Raw genomic sequence first — 17,593 nt, 5'->3', positions numbered from 1 at the left:
CCCGAATCATCCACCGGCAGTGGCCAGTTCCGTCGTCTCCAGGAGTTCGGCGAGGTGTACGAGGTCCTGGCCGGTCAGGTGAGGCAGTGCACAGCCCGCGAGGGTGCGGCAGGCGTCGCGCCAGGAGGACGGGATCGCCGCGCCGCCGCCCAGGGCTCCCGTGAGTGCGCCCGCGAGGGCCGGGGCGGAGTCGGCCACCCGCGACAGGCAGGCGGCGGCGGGCACCGCCTCCGCGATACGCCCGTGGGCCGCCGTCGCGAGGGCGAGGGCGACCGGCACGGTCTCCGCGGCCGCGACGCCGTAACTGTAGACATGGTCGACGATCTGATGTTCCAGCAAGGGGACGACGCGGAAGGCACCCTCGCCGTCGTGGGCCAGCTTCAGGGCGTACCGGGCGTTGCGGCCGATCTCGGTGGACTCGGGGAGCTCGGCCAGCGCGGCCCGCACGCAGTTGTCGAGCGCCTCCCCGGCCAGGGCGAGCGAGAGGGCCGCGGCCATGGCGCGGGCGCCGTGCACCCCGTCGCCGTCCTGGGTGTAACGGGCGTCGAACTCGGCGAGCTCGGCGGCGAGTTCGGGCTCGCCCGGGTGGGCCACGGCGAGCACGCAGGCCCGTACGCAGGCCGCGTCGTCGAAGTAGTGCGGGTTGTCGTGACCGGTGGCGGGCGGGCGCAGGCCGGTGGCGAGGTTGCCGAGGCCCGCGCGGACGGAGATCCGGGCGCGCAACGGCATGACGGCCGACTCGGCCTCGGGGGTGCGGTCGGCCGCGGCGGCGACCTCGGTGGCGAGGGCGTTCCAGGACCGGTCGAGGGCGGCTCGTGGTCCGGGCTGGCGGTCGAGACCGCCGAGCGCGTCGGCGTCCTTGGCGCGCAGCAGGGCCTCGGCCGTGAACGCCGCCCACTCGGCGTCGTCCGACGGTCCGAGCCGCAGCGGCTGCGGCGACTGGTTGAGGGCGATCGGCACCGGCAGGGTGGTGGTCGCGTTCTCCTCGGCGAACGTGTCCAGCTCACGGGTCAGCCGCCGGGTCCACTCGGGCATCCGTGCGGCCCGGTGCCGGGCGGCGGGCCACCCGGCGGCATCACCGACGGCGAGCCCGAGCAGCAGACCCTCGATCCGCCGAGGCCCGCTCACGGCTCCCCCTGGGTCCGGTCGTACGGCACCGCACCGAGTGGCGTACGTACGCCATGCCGTACGGCTTCCTGCCCGTCACGGCGTACGGCTTCCTCGCCGTCGAGCCGCACGGCTTCCTGGCCGTCACGGCGTACGGCTCCCTGGCCGTCAAGCCGCACGGCTCCGCCGCCCCGTACGCCCGGCCCCGGCTCCGGGACCCCCGCGCCCCCCGCCCCGCGGATCCGAGCTGCCCTCTCCCCTCGGATCGCCGCGGCCCTCTCCCCGCGGACCCCCGCGGCCCACTTCCCCCCGTCCCCCGGTGCCAGCAGGTCGGCCACGTCCAGGACGTGGTGCCCCTCCACGGACGGCAGGCAGCGGCCCCGTGCCGGGCCGATCGCGGCCGCCCACTCCCGGGGGATCGCTGCGATACCGCGGGTCGCGCCCGCCAGGGCGCCCGCGACCGCCGCCGTGGTGTCGGCGTCGCGGCCCATGTTGACCGCGGCGAGCACTGACTCCCGGAAGTCGCCGCCTTCCGCCACGTACGCGCCGAACGCCAGGGCGACCGCCTCGGGCGCGAGGTCCGTCCAGGGGTAGCCGTCGATCACCACTGCGGAGCGGACCGCGCGGGCGCCCCGGTGGGCCACGGCGACCGCGCGGCGCAGCGAGCGGGCGGTCCACGAGTCCTCGGGGACGGCCGCGAGGGCCGAGGCCACCACGGTGCTCGTCGACGCTCCGGTCATCGCCATCGCGACGCCGGCCGCGACCGCCCGGCCGCCGTGGATGCCCTCGCCCTCATGGCTCACCGAGCCGTCGATCGCCACCAGCCGCGCCGCCTCAGCCGGGCGGCCCGCGGCGAACACCCCGAAGGGCGCCGCACGCATGGCGAGCCCGTCGCTCCAGGCGTGCCGGTGCTGCGCGGAGACGGGGGCGGCAAGGCCCCGGCGCAGGTTCTCCAGCGTCCCGCGCTCGCTGAAGCCCGCCCCCCGGAACGGCCCCTCGTCCCGGTCCGCGATCCACTCGTGCCAGGCCGCCTCCACATGCGCCGCGGTGAGCGCCGAGCCGTGCCGGGCCAGCAGCAGCCCCGAGAAGATGGCGTACTCGGTGTCGTCCGTGCCGCACGGCCGCTCGGTGACGAACCCCGTGATGCGGCCCCAGCGGGCCCCGATCTCGGACGGCTTCAGGTTCTCGGCGGGAGCCCCGAGCGCGTCCCCGACGGCGAGGCCGAGCAACGCGCCCCGCGCCCGTTCCCGGGGACCGGCGGCGTCCTCGCGCTCCGGTACGGGGGGACTGCAGGCGATGGCCATACGGTGCCTCTCCTCTCGGGGCGCCCCCTGTGCGGATCTGTCCCCCCGAAACCGTCGCGCGGAGCCTTGCGGACCTCAGCATCACCCGTCCGCATCTGAGCAGTCATCGTCACGGATGAGCGCAGAGAGGCAAAGGTGCAGGTTAGCCGAGCCTTTCCTTGCTGGCGGGACGGAAATTCCCGGCGTAGGTTCTGTGTTGTCGAAAGATAGAACCTGTCCAAACTTAGCTTTGCCTAAGCTTCCTGGGGGACCTCATGGCCATCATCGAGACCGAGGCGACGCTGCACGAGGCGCACCGGGACAACCACACCCACCGGGATGTCAACGGTGGCTGGCTGCGTCCGGCCGTGTTCGGCGCGATGGACGGGCTGGTGTCCAACCTGGCCCTGATGACGGGTGTCGCCGGCGGATCCGTCAGCCAGCAGACCATCATCATCACAGGCCTCGCAGGTCTGGCCGCGGGGGCCTTCTCCATGGCCGCCGGTGAGTACACCTCCGTCGCCTCGCAGCGCGAGCTGGTCGAGGCCGAGCTCGACGTCGAGCGGCGGGAGCTGAGGAAGCACCCGGAGGACGAGGAGGAGGAGCTGGCGGCGCTGTACGAGACGCGCGGCGTCGAGCCCGCGCTGGCCCGCGAGGTCGCCAAGCAGCTCTCCCGCGACCCCGAGCAGGCCCTGGAGATACACGCCCGCGAGGAGCTCGGCATCGACCCGGGCGACCTGCCCTCACCGCTGGTGGCCGCCGTCTCCAGCTTCGGGTCCTTCGCGCTCGGCGCCCTGCTGCCCCTGCTGCCCTATCTGCTCGGGGCCCACGCCCTGTGGCCCGCCGTCCTTCTCGCGCTCCTCGGGCTCTTCGCGTGCGGGGCCGTCGTGGCCAAGGTGACCGCGCGCAGCTGGTGGTACAGCGGCTTCAGGCAGCTCGCCCTCGGTGGTGCCGCGGCGGGTGTGACGTACGTCCTGGGCACTTTGTTCGGTACGGCCGTACGATAAGCGCAGGCTAGTTATGCGAGGGGCCGCATAACTAGTTGTTACTCGACGGTTTCGCGTGCTTGACCAGCGGGCATGAGCCGTAAGCGCCGCGGGCAATGACGCCTGCTCCGCACCCCTCCCGGTGGGCGATGTTGCCCTCCGTATCCGGGTCGACGGACATTGATCTGTCCGCTTGTGCCCCCTCCACTCCATCGCCGTGCGTGTAACCCGCGCCACGCCCGGCGACGTCCGCATGTTGGAACGGGCTGTCCCGGTTCCCGAGAACCGCTCCATCATGTAACCTGCACGAAATTTTGCACTCTTCGCAGAGGGCCAACGTCGTCCCTCGGCACCTGCATATGCCACATGACGACGACGGGAGAGCCGATGCGTACGCCGCGCCAGCCGTCCCAGCACTCCGCGAATGGCCAGAACTGGTCCTTCATGGATGCTCGCCCTGCTGCGCAGGGTATGTACGACCCCCGCAACGAGCACGACGCCTGTGGCGTCGGCTTCGTGGCCACCCTCACCGGCGAGGCGAGCCATGCGCTGGTCGAGCAGGCGCTCACGGTTCTGCGCAACCTGGAACACCGCGGTGCCACCGGCTCCGAGCCCGACTCGGGTGACGGCGCCGGCATCCTCTCCCAGGTCCCCGACGCCTTCTTCCGCGAGGTGGCCGGATTCGAACTGCCCGAGGCGGGCGCCTACGCCGTCGGTATCGCCTTCCTGCCCGAGGACGGCACCGCCGAGGCCGCCTCGACGATCGACGCGATCGCCGCCGAGGAGGGCCTGACCGTCCTGGGCTGGCGCGACGTCCCGGTCGCCCCCGAGCTGCTCGGTGCCACCGCCCGTTCCACGATGCCCGCCTTCCGCCAGCTGTTCGTGACGGGGGGCACCTCCCAGACGGAGTCTGGGGGAGGCGTGAGCAAGGGCATCGACCTCGACCGCAAGGCGTTCGTGCTGCGCAAGCGCGCCGAGCGCGAGGCCGGCGTGTACTTCCCGTCGCTGTCCGCGCGCACGATCGTGTACAAGGGCATGCTGACCACCGGCCAGCTCGAGCCCTTCTTCCCGGACCTGTCCGACCGCCGCTTCGCCACGGCCATCGCGCTCGTCCACTCGCGGTTCTCCACGAACACCTTCCCGAGCTGGCCGCTCGCCCACCCGTACCGCTTCGTCGCGCACAACGGCGAGATCAACACGGTCAAGGGCAACCGCAACTGGATGCGCGCCCGCGAGTCGCAGCTGATCTCCGACCTGCTCGGCCCGCAGGAGAAGCTGGAGCGGATCTTCCCGATCTGTACCCCGGACGCCTCCGACTCCGCCTCCTTCGACGAGGTGCTCGAGCTGCTCCACCTCGGTGGCCGCTCCCTGCCGCACTCCGTGCTGATGATGATCCCGGAGGCGTGGGAGAACCACGAGGCCATGGACCCGGCCCGGCGCGCCTTCTACCAGTTCCACTCCACGATGATGGAGCCCTGGGACGGCCCGGCCACCGTCACCTTCACCGACGGCGTCCAGGTCGGCGCCGTGCTCGACCGCAACGGCCTGCGTCCCGGCCGCTACTGGGTGACCGACGAGGGCCTCGTCGTGCTCGCCTCCGAGGTCGGCGTCCTCGACATCGACCCCGCCAAGGTCGTCCGCAAGGGCCGCCTGCAGCCCGGCCGCATGTTCCTCGTGGACACCGCCGAGCACCGCATCATCGAGGACGACGAGATCAAGGCGACCCTCGTCGCCGAGCAGCCCTACGCCGAGTGGCTGGAGGCCGGCGAGATCGAGCTGAGCGACCTGCCCGAGCGTGAGCACATCGTGCACACCCACGCCTCGGTCACCCGCCGCCAGCAGACCTTCGGCTACACCGAGGAGGAGCTGCGCGTCCTCGTCGCGCCGATGGCCAAGACCGGCGCCGAGCCGATCGGCTCCATGGGCACCGACTCGCCCATCGCGGCGCTGTCCGAGCGTCCGCGCCTGCTCTTCGACTACTTCACCCAGCTGTTCGCGCAGGTCACCAACCCGCCGCTGGACGCGATCCGCGAGGAGCTGGTCACCTCGCTGCGCTCCTCGCTGGGCCCGCAGGGCAACCTGCTCGACCCGACCGCGGCCTCCTGCCGCAGCGTCGTGCTGCCCTTCCCGGTGATCGACAACGACGAGCTGGCCAAGCTCATCCACATCAACGCCGACGGCGACATGCCCGGGTTCAAGGCCGCCACGCTGTCCGGCCTGTACCGGGTGCACGGCGGCGGTGACGCCCTCGCCGCGCGCCTGGAGGAGATCTGCGCCGAGGCCGACGCCGCCATCGAGAACGGCGCGCGTCTGATCGTCCTGTCGGACCGGCACTCGGACGCCGAGCACGCGCCGATCCCGTCGCTGCTGCTCACCGCGGCCGTCCACCACCACCTCATCCGCACCAAGCAGCGCACCCAGGTGGGCCTGCTGGTCGAGGCAGGCGACGTCCGCGAGGTCCACCACGTCGCCCTGCTCATCGGCTACGGCGCCGCCGCCGTCAACCCGTACCTGGCGATGGAGTCCGTCGAGGACCTCGTCCGTGCAGGGACGTTCCTGCCCGGCGCCGAGCCCGAGCAGGCCATCCGCAACCTGATCTACGCCCTCGGCAAGGGCGTCCTGAAGGTCATGTCCAAGATGGGCATCTCGACGGTCGCCTCCTATCGTGGCGCCCAGGTCTTCGAGGCGGTCGGCCTGGACGAGGCCTTCGTCGAGAAGTACTTCAGCGGCACGGCCACCAAGATCGGCGGCGTCGGCATCGACGTCATCGCCCAGGAGGTCGCCGCCCGCCACGCCAAGGCCTACCCGGCCTCCGGCATCGCTCCCGCGCACCGCGCGCTGGAGATCGGCGGCGAGTACCAGTGGCGCCGCGAGGGCGAGCCGCACCTGTTCGACCCGGAGACGGTCTTCCGCCTCCAGCACTCCACGCGCACCGGCCGCTTCGACATCTTCAAGAAGTACACGGCCCGCGTGAACGAGCAGTCCGAGCGCCTGATGACGCTGCGCGGCCTGTTCGGCTTCAAGTCGGACCGGGGGCCGATCCCGATCGAGGAGGTCGAGCCGGTCTCGTCGATCGTCAAGCGGTTCTCCACGGGCGCCATGTCGTACGGCTCCATCTCCCAGGAGGCGCACGAGACTCTCGCCATCGCCATGAACCAGCTGGGCGGCAAGTCCAACACCGGTGAGGGCGGCGAGGACCCTGAGCGCCTGTACGACCCGGCGCGCCGCTCGGCGATCAAGCAGGTGGCCTCCGGCCGCTTCGGTGTGACCTCCGAGTACCTGGTCAACGCGGACGACATCCAGATCAAGATGGCTCAGGGCGCCAAGCCCGGCGAGGGTGGCCAGCTGCCCGGCCACAAGGTGTACCCGTGGGTGGCCAAGACCCGGCACTCGACGCCGGGCGTGGGGCTCATCTCCCCGCCGCCGCACCACGACATCTACTCCATCGAGGACCTGGCGCAGCTGATCCACGACCTGAAGAACGCCAACCCGCAGGCCCGCATCCACGTGAAGCTGGTCTCCGAGGTCGGCGTCGGCACGGTCGCGGCCGGCGTGTCCAAGGCGCACGCGGACGTCGTCCTCATCTCCGGCCACGACGGTGGCACGGGCGCCTCCCCGCTCACCTCGCTGAAGCACGCAGGCGGCCCCTGGGAGCTCGGCCTCGCCGAGACCCAGCAGACCCTGCTGCTCAACGGCCTGCGCGACCGCATCGTCGTGCAGACCGACGGCCAGCTGAAGACCGGCCGTGACGTGGTCATCGCCGCGCTGCTCGGCGCCGAGGAGTTCGGTTTCGCGACCGCGCCGCTCGTCGTCTCCGGCTGCGTCATGATGCGCGTCTGCCACCTGGACACCTGCCCGGTCGGCATCGCCACGCAGAACCCGGTGCTGCGCGAGCGCTTCGCCGGCAAGGCCGAGTTCGTCGTGAACTTCTTCCGGTTCATCGCGGAGGAGGTCCGCGAGCTGCTTGCCGAGCTGGGCTTCCGCTCCATCGAGGAGGCCGTCGGCCACGCCGAGGTCCTGGACGTCACCCGCGCGGTGAACCACTGGAAGGCGCAGGGCCTGGACCTGGAGCCGCTGTTCCACGTGCCCGAGCTGCCCGAGGGCGCGGTGCGCCACCAGGTGATCGCGCAGGACCACGGCCTGCAGAAGGCGCTCGACAACGAGCTGATCAAGCTCGCCGCCGACGCCCTGAACGCGGACTCCCAGGCCGACGCGCAGCCGGTGCGCGCCCAGGTCGCGATCCGCAACATCAACCGCACGGTCGGCACCATGCTCGGCCACGAGGTGACGAAGAAGTTCGGCGGCGCGGGCCTGCCCGACGACACGATCGACATCACCTTCACGGGCTCCGCGGGCCAGTCCTTCGGCGCCTTCGTGCCGCGCGGTGTCACGCTGCGCCTGGAGGGCGACGCCAACGACTACGTCGGCAAGGGCCTCTCCGGCGGCCGGATCATCGTCCGTCCGGACCGCGAGGCCGACCACCTCGCCGAGTACAGCGTCATCGCGGGCAACACCCTCGCCTACGGCGCTACCAGCGGCGAGATGTTCCTGCGGGGCAAGGTCGGCGAGCGGTTCTGCGTCCGCAACTCGGGTGCGCTGGTCGTCTCCGAGGGCGTGGGCGACCACGGCTGCGAGTACATGACCGGCGGCCACGCGGTGGTCCTCGGCGAGACGGGCCGCAACTTCGCGGCCGGTATGTCGGGCGGTGTCGCGTACGTCATCGACCTGGACCGCGACAACGTCAACGCCGGCAACCTGGGCGCCGTCGAGGCCCTGGACGACGCCGACAAGCAGTGGCTGCACGACGTGGTACGCCGCCACCAGGAGGAGACCGGCTCCACCGTGGCCGAGAAGCTCCTCGCCGAGTGGGACACGGCCGTGACCCGCTTCAGCAAGATCATCCCCAGCACGTACAAGGCAGTGCTCGCCGCCAAGGACGCCGCCGAGCGAGCCGGTCTCTCCGAGACCGAGACCCACGAGAAGATGATGGAGGCGGCGACCAATGGCTGATCCCAAGGGCTTCCTGAACCACGGCCGCGAGGTCGCCAAGTCCCGTCCCGTCGAGGAGCGCGTCCGGGACTGGAACGAGGTCTACGTCCCCGGCTCCCTGCTGCCGATCATCAGCAAGCAGGCCAGCCGGTGCATGGACTGCGGCATCCCGTTCTGCCACAACGGCTGTCCGCTCGGGAATCTGATCCCCGAGTGGAACGACTACGCCTACCGCGAGGACTGGACGGCCGCCTCCGAGCGGCTGCACGCCACGAACAACTTCCCGGAGTTCACGGGCCGCCTGTGCCCCGCTCCGTGCGAGTCGGCGTGCGTGCTCGGCATCAACCAGCCGCCGGTCACCATCAAGAACGTCGAGGTCTCGATCATTGACAAGGCGTGGGACAGCGGTGACGTCAAGCCGCAGGCCCCGGAGCGCCTGTCGGGCAAGACGGTCGCGGTGATCGGGTCCGGCCCCGCGGGTCTGGCCGCCGCCCAGCAGCTGACCCGGGCCGGCCACACGGTGGCCGTTTACGAGCGCGCGGACCGCATCGGCGGTCTGCTCCGCTACGGCATCCCCGAGTTCAAGATGGAGAAGCGGCACATCAACCGCCGTATCGAGCAGATGCGCGCGGAGGGCACCCGCTTCCGTACGGGGATCGAGATCGGCCGTGACCTGAAGGGGTCGGACCTGCGCAAGCGGTACGACGCGATCGTGATCGCCGCGGGCGCCACCACCGCCCGCGACCTCCCGGTCCCCGGCCGCGAGCTCAAGGGCATCTACCAGGCGATGGAGTACCTGCCCCTGGCCAACAAGGTCCAGGAGGGCGACTACGTCACGCCCCCGATCTCGGCCGAGGGCAAGCACGTGGTCGTGATCGGCGGCGGTGACACGGGCGCGGACTGCGTGGGCACCGCCCACCGCCAGGGCGCGGCCTCCGTCACGCAGCTGGAGATCATGCCCCGCCCGAACGACGAGCGGCACCCGACGAACCAGCCGTGGCCGACCTTCCCGATCCTCTACAAGGTCACCTCTGCCCACGAGGAGGGCGGCGAGCGGATCTACTCCGCCTCGACGACCCACTTCGAGGGCGACGAGGACGGCAACGTGCAGTGGCTGCACCTGGCCGAGGTCGAGTTCGTGGACGGCAAGCTGACGCAGAAGCCGGGCACCGAGCGGAAGATCCCCGCCCAGCTGGTCACCCTCGCCATGGGCTTCACCGGCACCGACCAGCAGAACGGCCTGGTCGAGCAGCTCGGCCTGGCGCTGGACGAGCGCGGCAACATCGCGCGCGACGCCGACTTCCAGACGAACGTGCCGGGCGTGTTCGTGGCCGGTGACGCGGGCCGCGGCCAGTCGCTGATCGTCTGGGCGATCGCCGAGGGCCGCTCGGCCGCCCGCGGCGCCGACCGCTACCTCACCGGTGCCAGCGACCTGCCGGCCCCGATCCGGCCGACGGACCGTGCGCTGACGGTCTGACGGTCTGACGGTCCGACGGTGACCTGACGGTCACTCATATGACGTCCCGTACAAAGGCGTACGGGCGGGATATCTGGGGGTTCCCCCCAGACCCCCCGAGGCGGCGCCTGCCATCTTGTCCCCGACCGGACGACCTGGCAGGCGCCGCCGCTTTGAGCGGCTGTCGTGGCGTAGCCTCGGCGTTCCCGCACCGCACCGAGGGGGAGCATCATGGCCGCGATCAGCCTGACCAAGGTGGAGCAGACCGCCCCCGCGCTGGTCAGCCTGTACAAGACCGCCGGGGTCTCGCTGCGCGAGCACGGCCTCGACGGGCAGCGGGCCGCCGTCTACCTCGTGGTCGACTACTCCGGATCCATGCGGCCCTACTACAAGGACGGCAGCGTGCAGGCGCTCGCCGAACGTGTGCTGGGGCTCTCCGCGCACCTCGACGACGACGGGAGCGTGCCGGTCGTCTTCTTCTCCACCGACGTCGACGCCGTCTCCGACATCTCCCTGGCCGACCACCGGGGCCGCATCGACCGGATCGTCTCCGGTCTCGGACACATGGGCAAGACCAGCTACCACCTCGCGATGGACGCCGTCGTCGACCACTACCTCGACAGCGGCTCCAAGGCCCCCGCCTTGGTCGTCTTCCAGACCGACGGCGGCCCCATCGACAAGTTCGCCGCGGAGCGCCATCTCTGCAAGGCGGCGAAGCTGCCGATGTTCTGGCAGTTCATCGGGTTCGGGGATCCGGACAGCAGACAGTTCGATTTCCTGCGCAAGCTCGACGAGCTCCCGGTGCCGCAGAAGCGGGCCGTCGACAACGCCGGGTTCTTCCATGCCGGTACGGACCCACGGACGGTGCCCGACGCGGAACTGTACGACCGGCTGGTGGGCGAGTTCCCGCAGTGGCTGGCGGCGGCGCGGGCACGGGGCATCGTGGCCGGATGAGACGCCTCACCCGCGGGCGCCGAGGACGACTGCCCGGCACTGGCCGGGCCCACCCCACGCCGTGCGCAGCGCACGCGCCTTGGTGAGCCACAGGGACAGGTCGTACTCGGCGGTGTAGTCCGGTGCGCCGCGAAGCCCTGCTCGGTCTCCAGCGAGGGCAGCGGGGCCACGGGCACATGCGCCGCGAGCCAGGCCCGCGCCTCGGCGCGGAAGGCCTCGTCCGCGGGGGAGTGGGTCAGGTCCACGCGCTCCGTCCTTCCGCCGCTCTTCGTCAATCTTCCCTAACAAGGGTTTGGTAGGTTGGCGTGGACCCATGACAGGCGTCGAGAGCCCGGTGTATGTGCCCGGCCACGGGCTGCTGCGGGAGCGCACCGCCGTGATCACGGCGGCGGCCGGTGCGGGGCTCGGCGGCGCGACCGCGCGCCGGTTCCTGGAGGAGGGCGCACGCGTCCTGATCAGCGACGCGCACGTGCGCCGCCTCAAGCAGTGCGAGGCGGAGCTGGCCGGGGAGTTCGAGGGCTCGGTGACCGCGCTGCCGTGCGACGTCACCGACGAGACCCAGGTCCGGGCCCTCTTCGACACCGCCGTCCGAATCCACGGCCGGCTCGACATCGTCGTCGACAACGCCGGCCTGGGTGGCACCCCCGCGCTCGTCGACATGACCGACGAACAGTGGTCGCGCGTGCTGGACGTGACGCTGAACGGCGCCTTCCGGTGCCTGCGCGCGGCCCTGCGGGCATGAAGGAGACCGGCGGCGCGCCATGAAGGAGACCGGCGGCGGCGTGATCGTCAACAACGCCTCGGTGCTCGGCTGGCGCGCCCAGGCCGGACAGGCGCACTACGCCGCCGCGAAGGCGGGCGTGATGGCCCTGACCCGGTGCGCGGCCATGGAGGCGGCCCCGCACGGGGTGCGGGTCAACGCGGTCGCTCCGAGCCTGGCCCTGCATCCTCACCTGGTGAAGGTCACGACCCCCGAACTGCTTCAGGAGCTGACCGCGGGGGAGGCGTTCGGACGGCACGCCGAGCCGTGGGAGGTGGCCAACGTGATCGTCTTCCTGGCGTCCGGCTACTCCTCGTACATGACCGGCGAGGTCGTCGCCGTCAGCCGGCATCCCTAGGCCCGGCGATGGACCCGCGCCCCCGGGATCACAATGGATCCGTGCCGACCAAGCCGACCGATAAGAAGCCCCAGGTGCCCGCTGCGCCTGCCCGCCGCCGCGAACTCCTCGACACCGCCGCCGAGGTCTTCGCCGAGCAGGGCTACAACGCCACCACCGTCCGCACGATCGCCGACCACGCCGGAATGCTCGAGGGCAGCCTCTACTACCACTTCGACTCCAAGGAGTCGAAGCTGGAGGAGATCCTGCGCACCTTCCTGGACGAGCTGTGGGACGGCTACGACACCGTCCTGGACGCCGGCCTCGGCCCGAGGGAGACGCTGGAGGCACTGGTCACCGAGTCCTTCCGGGAGATCGACCGGCACCGCGCGGCCGTCGCGATCTACCAGAAGGAGTCCAAGCAGCTCGCGGCGCAGGAACGGTTCGTGTTCCTCGCCGAGTCGCAACGCAAGTTCGAGAGGGCGTGGCTGTCCACCCTGGAGCGGGGCGTCGCCGACCGGGTCTTCCGGGCCGACCTCGACGTCCGGCTCACCTATCGGTTCGTGCGCGACACCGTGTGGGTCGCCGCCTCCTGGTACCGGCCGGGCGGACAGCACAGCCCGGAGGAGATCGCCCGCCAGTACCTGTCGATGGTGCTCGACGGGATCGCCGTACGCGAAGAGCAGCAGGAACACAGCAGCACGTGAGCAGCGGTATGTGAACCGTCGTCCTGTGCGAGGGAGTCCACCATGGCAGAGGCCTATATCGTCGAAGCGGTCCGTACGCCCGTCGGGCGGCGCCGGGGCGGGCTCAGCGGGGTCCATCCGGCCGACCTGGGCGCGCACGTGCTGAAAGCCCTCATGGAGCGCTCGGGCGTGGACCCGGCAGCCGTGGAGGACGTCGTCCTCGGCTGCCTGGACACCGTCGGGCCGCAGGCCGGGGACATCGCCCGCACCTGCTGGCTGGCCGCCGGGCTGCCGCAGGAGGTGCCCGGCGTGACCGTCGACCGACAGTGCGGCTCCTCCCAGCAGGCCGTGCACTTCGCGGCGCAGGCCGTCATGTCCGGCACCCAGGACCTGGTCGTCGCGGGCGGTGTGCAGAACATGTCGCAGATCCCGATCGCCTTCGCCTCCCGTCAGGCCGCCGAACCGCTCGGGCTGACCGAGGGGCCGTTCGCGGGCAGCGAGGGCTGGCGGGCCCGCTACGGCGACCAACCCGTCAACCAGTTCGTCGGCGCCGAGATGATCGCCGCCAAGTGGGGCATCACCCGGCGCGACCAGGAGGAGTACGCCCTCCGCTCGCACCAGCGGGCGGTGCGCGCCATCGACGAGGGCCGTTTCGAGAAGGAGACCGTCGCCTACGGGGACGTCACGGTCGACGAAGGCCCGCGCCGGGACACCTCCCTGGAGAAGATGGCTGAGCTGAAGCCGGTCCTGGAGGGCGGCACCGTCACCGCCGCCTGCTCCTCGCAGGTCTCCGACGGCGCGGCGGCCCTGCTACTGGCCTCGGAACGGGCCGTACGGGAACATCGGCTGACCCCGCGCGCCCGGGTCCATCACCTCTCGGTGCGCGGCGAGGACCCGATCCGCATGCTGACGGCCCCGATCCCGGCGACCGCGCACGCCCTGAAAAAGACCGGGCTCGTGATCGACGACATCGACCTCGTCGAGATCAACGAGGCGTTCGCCCCGGTCGTCCTCGCCTGGCTGAAGGAGACCGGCGCCGACCCGGAGAAGGTCAACGTCAACGGCGGCGCCATCGCCCTCGGCCACCCCCTGGGCGCCACCGGAGCCAAGCTGATGACCACCCTCCTGAACGAACTCGAGCGCACCGGCGGCCGCCTGGGCCTGCAGACGATGTGCGAGGGCGGCGGCCAGGCCAACGTGACGATCATCGAACGGCTCTGAACCCTTCCAAGGACCCGAGCACCTCCTCCGCCTCCGTCATGATCTGCTCCACCAGCTCCGCGCACGACGGCAGGTCGTCGATCATCCCGGCGACCCGCCCGGACGCCATCACCCCGAGATCCGTCCGCCCCTCCACCATCGCCGCCCTGAGCAGCATCGGCGTGTTCGCCGCCAGCAGGACCTGGCCCCAGCCCAGGTCCTTGCCGTGCTTCAGGGCGAGGCCGTCGCGGATCATCCGCGGCCACGTCAGACCCGACAGCCTCCGGAACGCCGACGCCCCGTACGCCGCCCGCAGCAGCGCCCGCACCCGGCCCGCGCGCTCCAGCGAGTCCACGAACGGCGTGCGCAGCATGCGGTGCGGCAGCCCGTCCACCGCCGTCGTCACCGTCACATCCCGCACCGACGCCGCCAGATGGCGCGCCTTCACCGCTTCGGGCACCGTCGAGTCCGACGTCAGCAGGAACCGCGTGCCCATCGCGATGCAACACCGGGCCAGCTGATCGCCGCCCGCGCCGTGCAGGGCGTCATGGCCGCGGTACTGCTGCCGCAGGTCCTCGGCTCGTTCTCGCGGGCGCCGCGTCCGGCATCTTCTCCACGGCCCAGCAGTTCGGCGGGGCGCTCGGGGCGGCCGTGGTCGGCACCGTGTTCTTCGAGCACCTCTCGCACGGTCCGACGCGGGCGTTGACCGGAGCGATGCCCTGGGTGACGGGCGTGTTCGTGCTGAGCGCGGCGCTGTGCGTGGCACTGCCCCGGCGGGCGGTGGCAGTGCACGAGGAGTGAGCGTCACAGGAGCTTCGGGGAGCTTCAGGGGCGTGGGCCATCAGGCCCGCGCCCCCGCTTGCCCGCCTCACCCGGTGAGCGCGCCGGGCCCCGTCTGCAACAGGTCCACGATCAGGCGGTGTCCAGTCTGCTGGTCGTTCCCCGCCGCCGGCCGGCCGTCGCGCACCAGGGCGACCTCGACGGTCACCGTGCCGGGCTCCTGCTCCCAGCGGCGCGTGACGTACTCGTGCCCCGGGCCGTATGCCGCCTCCAGGCCCGCCCGGAGCTCGGCCGCGACGTCCAGTGCCAGCCAGCGCCGCGCCTCGGCGAGCGCTTCCCGCCGCGCCCGGGAGCCATGGTCCAGCAGGGCCCTCACGCAGGCGGGGGAGCCGCGGCGGGCGGCCGCCACCAGCGGAGGTTCCCCGGCGGGGCCGGGCAGGTCCGGGTTCGCACCGGCCGCGAGCAGCTGCCGGACGACCTCGGCGTGGCCCCGTTGCACCGCCCATGTCAGCGCGCGGAACCCGTACCCCTCCTCCAGATCCGGATCCGCGCCGGCCGCCAGCAGCGCCCGTACGACCTCGGTATGGCCCCCGCAGGCGGCGCCGCACAGGGGAGCGTCGGCGCCCGCGCTGAGACGGTCGGGGTCGGCGCCTGCCGCCAGCAGCAGCCGGGCGACGCCCGGAGCGTCGCTCACCGCCGCCAGATACAGGGCCGTCTGGCCCTCCTCATCCGTCGACTCGGGGCTCGTACCCGTGCGCAGCAGCCGGAGGACCGCGTCTTCGTCCCCCGCGTACACCGCCGCGAACAGCCCTGGCGGCTCGTGCGTGTTCATGACTCGACCCTCGCTCCGAGAGGGCCGCGGGCGCAAAGACATATGAGGTGTTCTGTGCCACCTCCGCTCTGCCTCCGAGCCGCCTCACAGGTCGCACCGGGCGACCGCACCTCACACGTGGCGCTCCGGTCGCTTCGGGAGACGGCCGCACCTCGCACCTGGCGCTCCGGTCGCTTCGGGAGACGGCCGCACCTCGCACCTGGCGCTCCGGTCGCTTCGGGAGACGGCCGCACCTCACGTGTCGCACTCCAGTACGGTGCGGCACAGTCCGCAGCGCGCCCGCACCCGCCCCCGTACCGGCACCCGGATCCGCTGGTGGCAGGTCGGGCACGGGAAGCAGACGCGCAGCGGGCCGCGGTCTGCCGGGGTGAAGGAGTACGGGACGCCCGGGTGCGGGTCGACGGCCAGGTGGTCCCGGGCCGACCGGCGGTCCCTGGCGTAGCGGCGGCGGCCCGCCCAGCCGGCCGCGGTCAGCGGCGGCTGCTGCTCGTCACGACGGGCCTGCGCCATGCCCTTCAGGTACGCCGTGTACGCCTGCGGGCTGGTGAACCAGACCGCGGGGTCCTCGCCGAACACCAGCGCCCGCTTGGCGAGGACGTAGCCGAACTCCTCCGGGGTGAGGTAGCCGAGCTTCTGCGACGACACCCCGTCCTCGCGGAAGGCGTCCAGCAGCAGCCAACCCGCGCCCAGATACGTCGCCGCCGTGTCCGTGAGGATCTCGTTGTCACGCGTGCCGGGGAAGGACAGGCCGAGACGGTGCAGATAGACGTGCATCACCTCATGCGCGAGGGCCGCGCCGATGTCCCGGCGATGGGTGCGGAACCGGTCGTTGAGCTCCACGAAGTACTCGGGACCCGCGGCGAGTTCGACGTTCGCCGCGTGCATCATCGCACGGAAGCTGACGATCATCCGGGCGTCCGGCAGCCGGTAGTGCCGTACCAGCTCGCGCGCCACCCGCTGCGCCCCCAGGTGCAGGTCGTCCTGGTCGCAGAAGGTGACGTCGGCGGGGAGCACGCTGGTCGCGAAGGTGCGGACGGTGTCGTACGAAAGCCGCCTGTACAGGGCGGTGATGGCCGCCCGCACCGTGTCCAGATGTGGATAGCCGTGCTCGACCGGTCCGCCGTTCGCCACGTCCGCACCCCCTGAAGACGCCGGCTGTGCTTCCACTGTAGGCGGGCTCGCGGTCGGGGGCGGAGCGTACACGCGGTGCCGCGCCACGGGGGTGGTGCGCCCTCGGCGGGCGGTCGTGCGCGAGGCGCGCGGAGGGGAGCGATCCGCACTGCGGACGCCGATGATCGGGGAACGGCGCGCCCCGTAGGGTGGTCGCCCATGACCACCCGCCACAGCACCACCGGAGACGTCGACCCGGCCGTGCGCGCCGAACTGGCCCGGCTGCGCGACAGCATCGACAACATCGACGCCGCCGTCGTCCACATGCTCGCCGAGCGCTTCAAGTGCACGCAGCAGGTCGGCCACCTCAAGGCCGCGCACCAGCTGCCGCCCGCCGATCCGGCGCGGGAGGCCGCTCAGATCGCCCGGCTGCGCCGGCTCGCCGAGAGCGCGAAACTCGATCCCGCGTTCGCCGAGAAGCTGCTCAACTTCATCATCGCGGAGGTCATCCGCCACCACGAGAGCATCGCCGAGGACGCCACATCGGCGACGGACGCCCCCACGGAGTGACACCCGCGGCCTGCCACGCCTCCTGCGGCGCGCCTTCCACACCGCGCCTTCCACACCACGCCTTCCACACCTCACCGCACGTGCCGCGCCGGGGGCGCACGGGAGTCCGGCCGGCCGGGAGGGCCCCCGGCTGCCGAGCGGCCGCGGACGCGGGGCGGCACCGCCGCGGGGACGCCCGGCAGGCAGCCGGCCACCCGGGCGGCCACCGCGCACCGACCGGCGCACATACGGTCGATCGATCGAACGGCCGTCGGACAGATGTACGCTTCTGAATCGGCCGAAAGGCTCTTTGTCCGGTCAAAGGTGCGCGCGGTAAGACGGGTCCGGCATAAGCTGGTTGCCCAAGCGAGGGGACCTCGGGCCATGCCGTCTGATGCCAGGATTCTCATCGTCGACGACCATGTGGACACGCTCTACGCGCTGGAAAGCGCCCTCGCCCCACTGGGCTACCGCGTGACCCGCGCGACCAACGGCGACGCCGCACTCAAGGAAGTGCTGCGCGGCCAGGTCGGTCTTCTGCTCCTCGACGTGCGCATGCCCAAG

Annotated in this window: 13 protein-coding genes and 4 pseudogenes; 10 read left to right on the top strand and 7 right to left on the bottom strand. The window is 71.8% G+C overall.

The genetic code is table 11. The annotated features are described in order from the left end of the window. Positions 1-6 precede the first annotated feature (6 nt). The gene (locus AB0N14_RS27485; RefSeq protein ID WP_366028385.1) at positions 7-1,128 is read right to left on the bottom strand and encodes an ADP-ribosylglycohydrolase family protein; all 1,122 of its coding nucleotides are present in this window, start codon (positions 1,126-1,128) and stop codon (positions 7-9) included. Further along, positions 1,125-2,411 carry an ADP-ribosylglycohydrolase family protein gene (locus tag AB0N14_RS27480; protein ID WP_366028384.1) on the bottom strand — a complete coding sequence of 429 codons (1,287 nt, stop codon included), beginning with the start codon at positions 2,409-2,411 and terminating at the stop codon, positions 1,125-1,127. Before AB0N14_RS27480 ends, AB0N14_RS27485 begins: the two co-directional genes overlap by 4 nt. 254 nt (positions 2,412-2,665) lie before the next feature. Here AB0N14_RS27480 and AB0N14_RS27475 point away from each other — a divergent pair, with 254 nt between their 5' ends. From AB0N14_RS27475 to AB0N14_RS27460, 4 genes are all read left to right on the top strand, one after another. After that, on the top strand, positions 2,666-3,397 hold the full coding sequence (locus AB0N14_RS27475) for a VIT1/CCC1 transporter family protein (protein WP_366028383.1): 732 nt from the start codon (positions 2,666-2,668) through the stop codon (positions 3,395-3,397). Between the two features lie 366 nt (positions 3,398-3,763). Continuing rightward, positions 3,764-8,386 (top strand): glutamate synthase large subunit, encoded by a 4,623-nt coding sequence (gene gltB / locus AB0N14_RS27470; protein WP_366028458.1) that lies wholly within the window; start codon positions 3,764-3,766, stop codon positions 8,384-8,386. Then, the gene (locus tag AB0N14_RS27465; RefSeq protein ID WP_366028382.1) at positions 8,379-9,842 is read left to right on the top strand and encodes a glutamate synthase subunit beta; all 1,464 of its coding nucleotides are present in this window, start codon (positions 8,379-8,381) and stop codon (positions 9,840-9,842) included. Before gltB ends, AB0N14_RS27465 begins: the two co-directional genes overlap by 8 nt. A gap of 210 nt (positions 9,843-10,052) precedes the next feature. Beyond that, positions 10,053-10,775, top strand: a complete 723-nt coding sequence (locus AB0N14_RS27460) for a VWA domain-containing protein (protein WP_366028381.1) — start codon at positions 10,053-10,055, stop codon at positions 10,773-10,775. 6 nt (positions 10,776-10,781) lie between these two features. On the opposite strand, the pseudogene AB0N14_RS27455 reads toward AB0N14_RS27460, so the two are convergent. Both AB0N14_RS27455 and AB0N14_RS27450 read right to left on the bottom strand, forming a co-directional pair. Next, a pseudogene (locus AB0N14_RS27455) lies at positions 10,782-10,910 on the bottom strand (acyl-CoA dehydrogenase); the annotation flags it as partial. Beyond that, positions 10,895-11,020, bottom strand: a pseudogene (locus AB0N14_RS27450) (acyl-CoA dehydrogenase); the annotation flags it as partial. The pseudogenes AB0N14_RS27450 and AB0N14_RS27455, both read right to left, overlap by 16 nt. A 68-nt stretch (positions 11,021-11,088) precedes the next feature. Here AB0N14_RS27450 and AB0N14_RS27445 point away from each other — a divergent pair. From AB0N14_RS27445 to AB0N14_RS27435, 3 genes and pseudogenes are all read left to right on the top strand, one after another. After that, positions 11,089-11,893, top strand: a pseudogene (locus tag AB0N14_RS27445) (SDR family oxidoreductase). A 41-nt stretch (positions 11,894-11,934) separates the two neighbouring features. After that, entirely contained in the window at positions 11,935-12,579 is a 645-nt protein-coding gene (locus AB0N14_RS27440) for a TetR/AcrR family transcriptional regulator (protein ID WP_366028380.1), read from the top strand. Between the two features lie 42 nt (positions 12,580-12,621). Then, on the top strand, positions 12,622-13,779 hold the full coding sequence (locus tag AB0N14_RS27435) for an acetyl-CoA C-acetyltransferase (RefSeq protein ID WP_366028379.1): 1,158 nt from the start codon (positions 12,622-12,624) through the stop codon (positions 13,777-13,779). Here the strand turns inward: AB0N14_RS27435 and AB0N14_RS27430 are convergent. Continuing rightward, positions 13,763-14,260: pseudogene (locus AB0N14_RS27430) on the bottom strand (nitronate monooxygenase); the annotation flags it as partial. The gene AB0N14_RS27435 and the pseudogene AB0N14_RS27430 sit on opposite strands and share 17 nt — an antisense overlap. A gap of 149 nt (positions 14,261-14,409) precedes the next feature. Between AB0N14_RS27430 and AB0N14_RS27425 the strand changes: the two are divergent. Next, positions 14,410-14,559: a hypothetical protein gene (locus tag AB0N14_RS27425; protein ID WP_366028463.1), complete on the top strand. Its 150-nt coding sequence runs from the start codon at positions 14,410-14,412 to the stop codon at positions 14,557-14,559. A 67-nt stretch (positions 14,560-14,626) separates the two neighbouring features. On the opposite strand, the gene AB0N14_RS27420 is transcribed toward AB0N14_RS27425, so the two are convergent. Both AB0N14_RS27420 and AB0N14_RS27415 read right to left on the bottom strand, forming a co-directional pair. Beyond that, a complete protein-coding gene (locus AB0N14_RS27420; protein ID WP_366028378.1) occupies positions 14,627-15,370 on the bottom strand; it encodes an ankyrin repeat domain-containing protein in 744 nt (247 codons plus the stop codon). A gap of 234 nt (positions 15,371-15,604) precedes the next feature. Then, a complete protein-coding gene (locus AB0N14_RS27415; protein ID WP_366028377.1) occupies positions 15,605-16,501 on the bottom strand; it encodes a hypothetical protein in 897 nt (298 codons plus the stop codon). A 198-nt stretch (positions 16,502-16,699) separates the two neighbouring features. Between AB0N14_RS27415 and AB0N14_RS27410 the strand changes: the two genes are divergently transcribed. Beyond that, a complete protein-coding gene (locus tag AB0N14_RS27410) occupies positions 16,700-17,050 on the top strand; it encodes a chorismate mutase (protein ID WP_366028376.1) in 351 nt (116 codons plus the stop codon). A gap of 363 nt (positions 17,051-17,413) precedes the next feature. Continuing rightward, a partial coding sequence (locus AB0N14_RS27405; protein WP_366028375.1) for a response regulator occupies positions 17,414-17,593 on the top strand: 180 nt, incomplete at its 3' end.

It is taken from the genome of Streptomyces sp. NPDC051104, assembly GCF_040682835.1.
GTDB lineage: Bacteria > Actinomycetota > Actinomycetes > Streptomycetales > Streptomycetaceae > Streptomyces > Streptomyces cynarae.
Note: the sequence above shows the minus strand (reverse complement) of the source record. Positions and strands in the feature narration are given on the sequence as shown.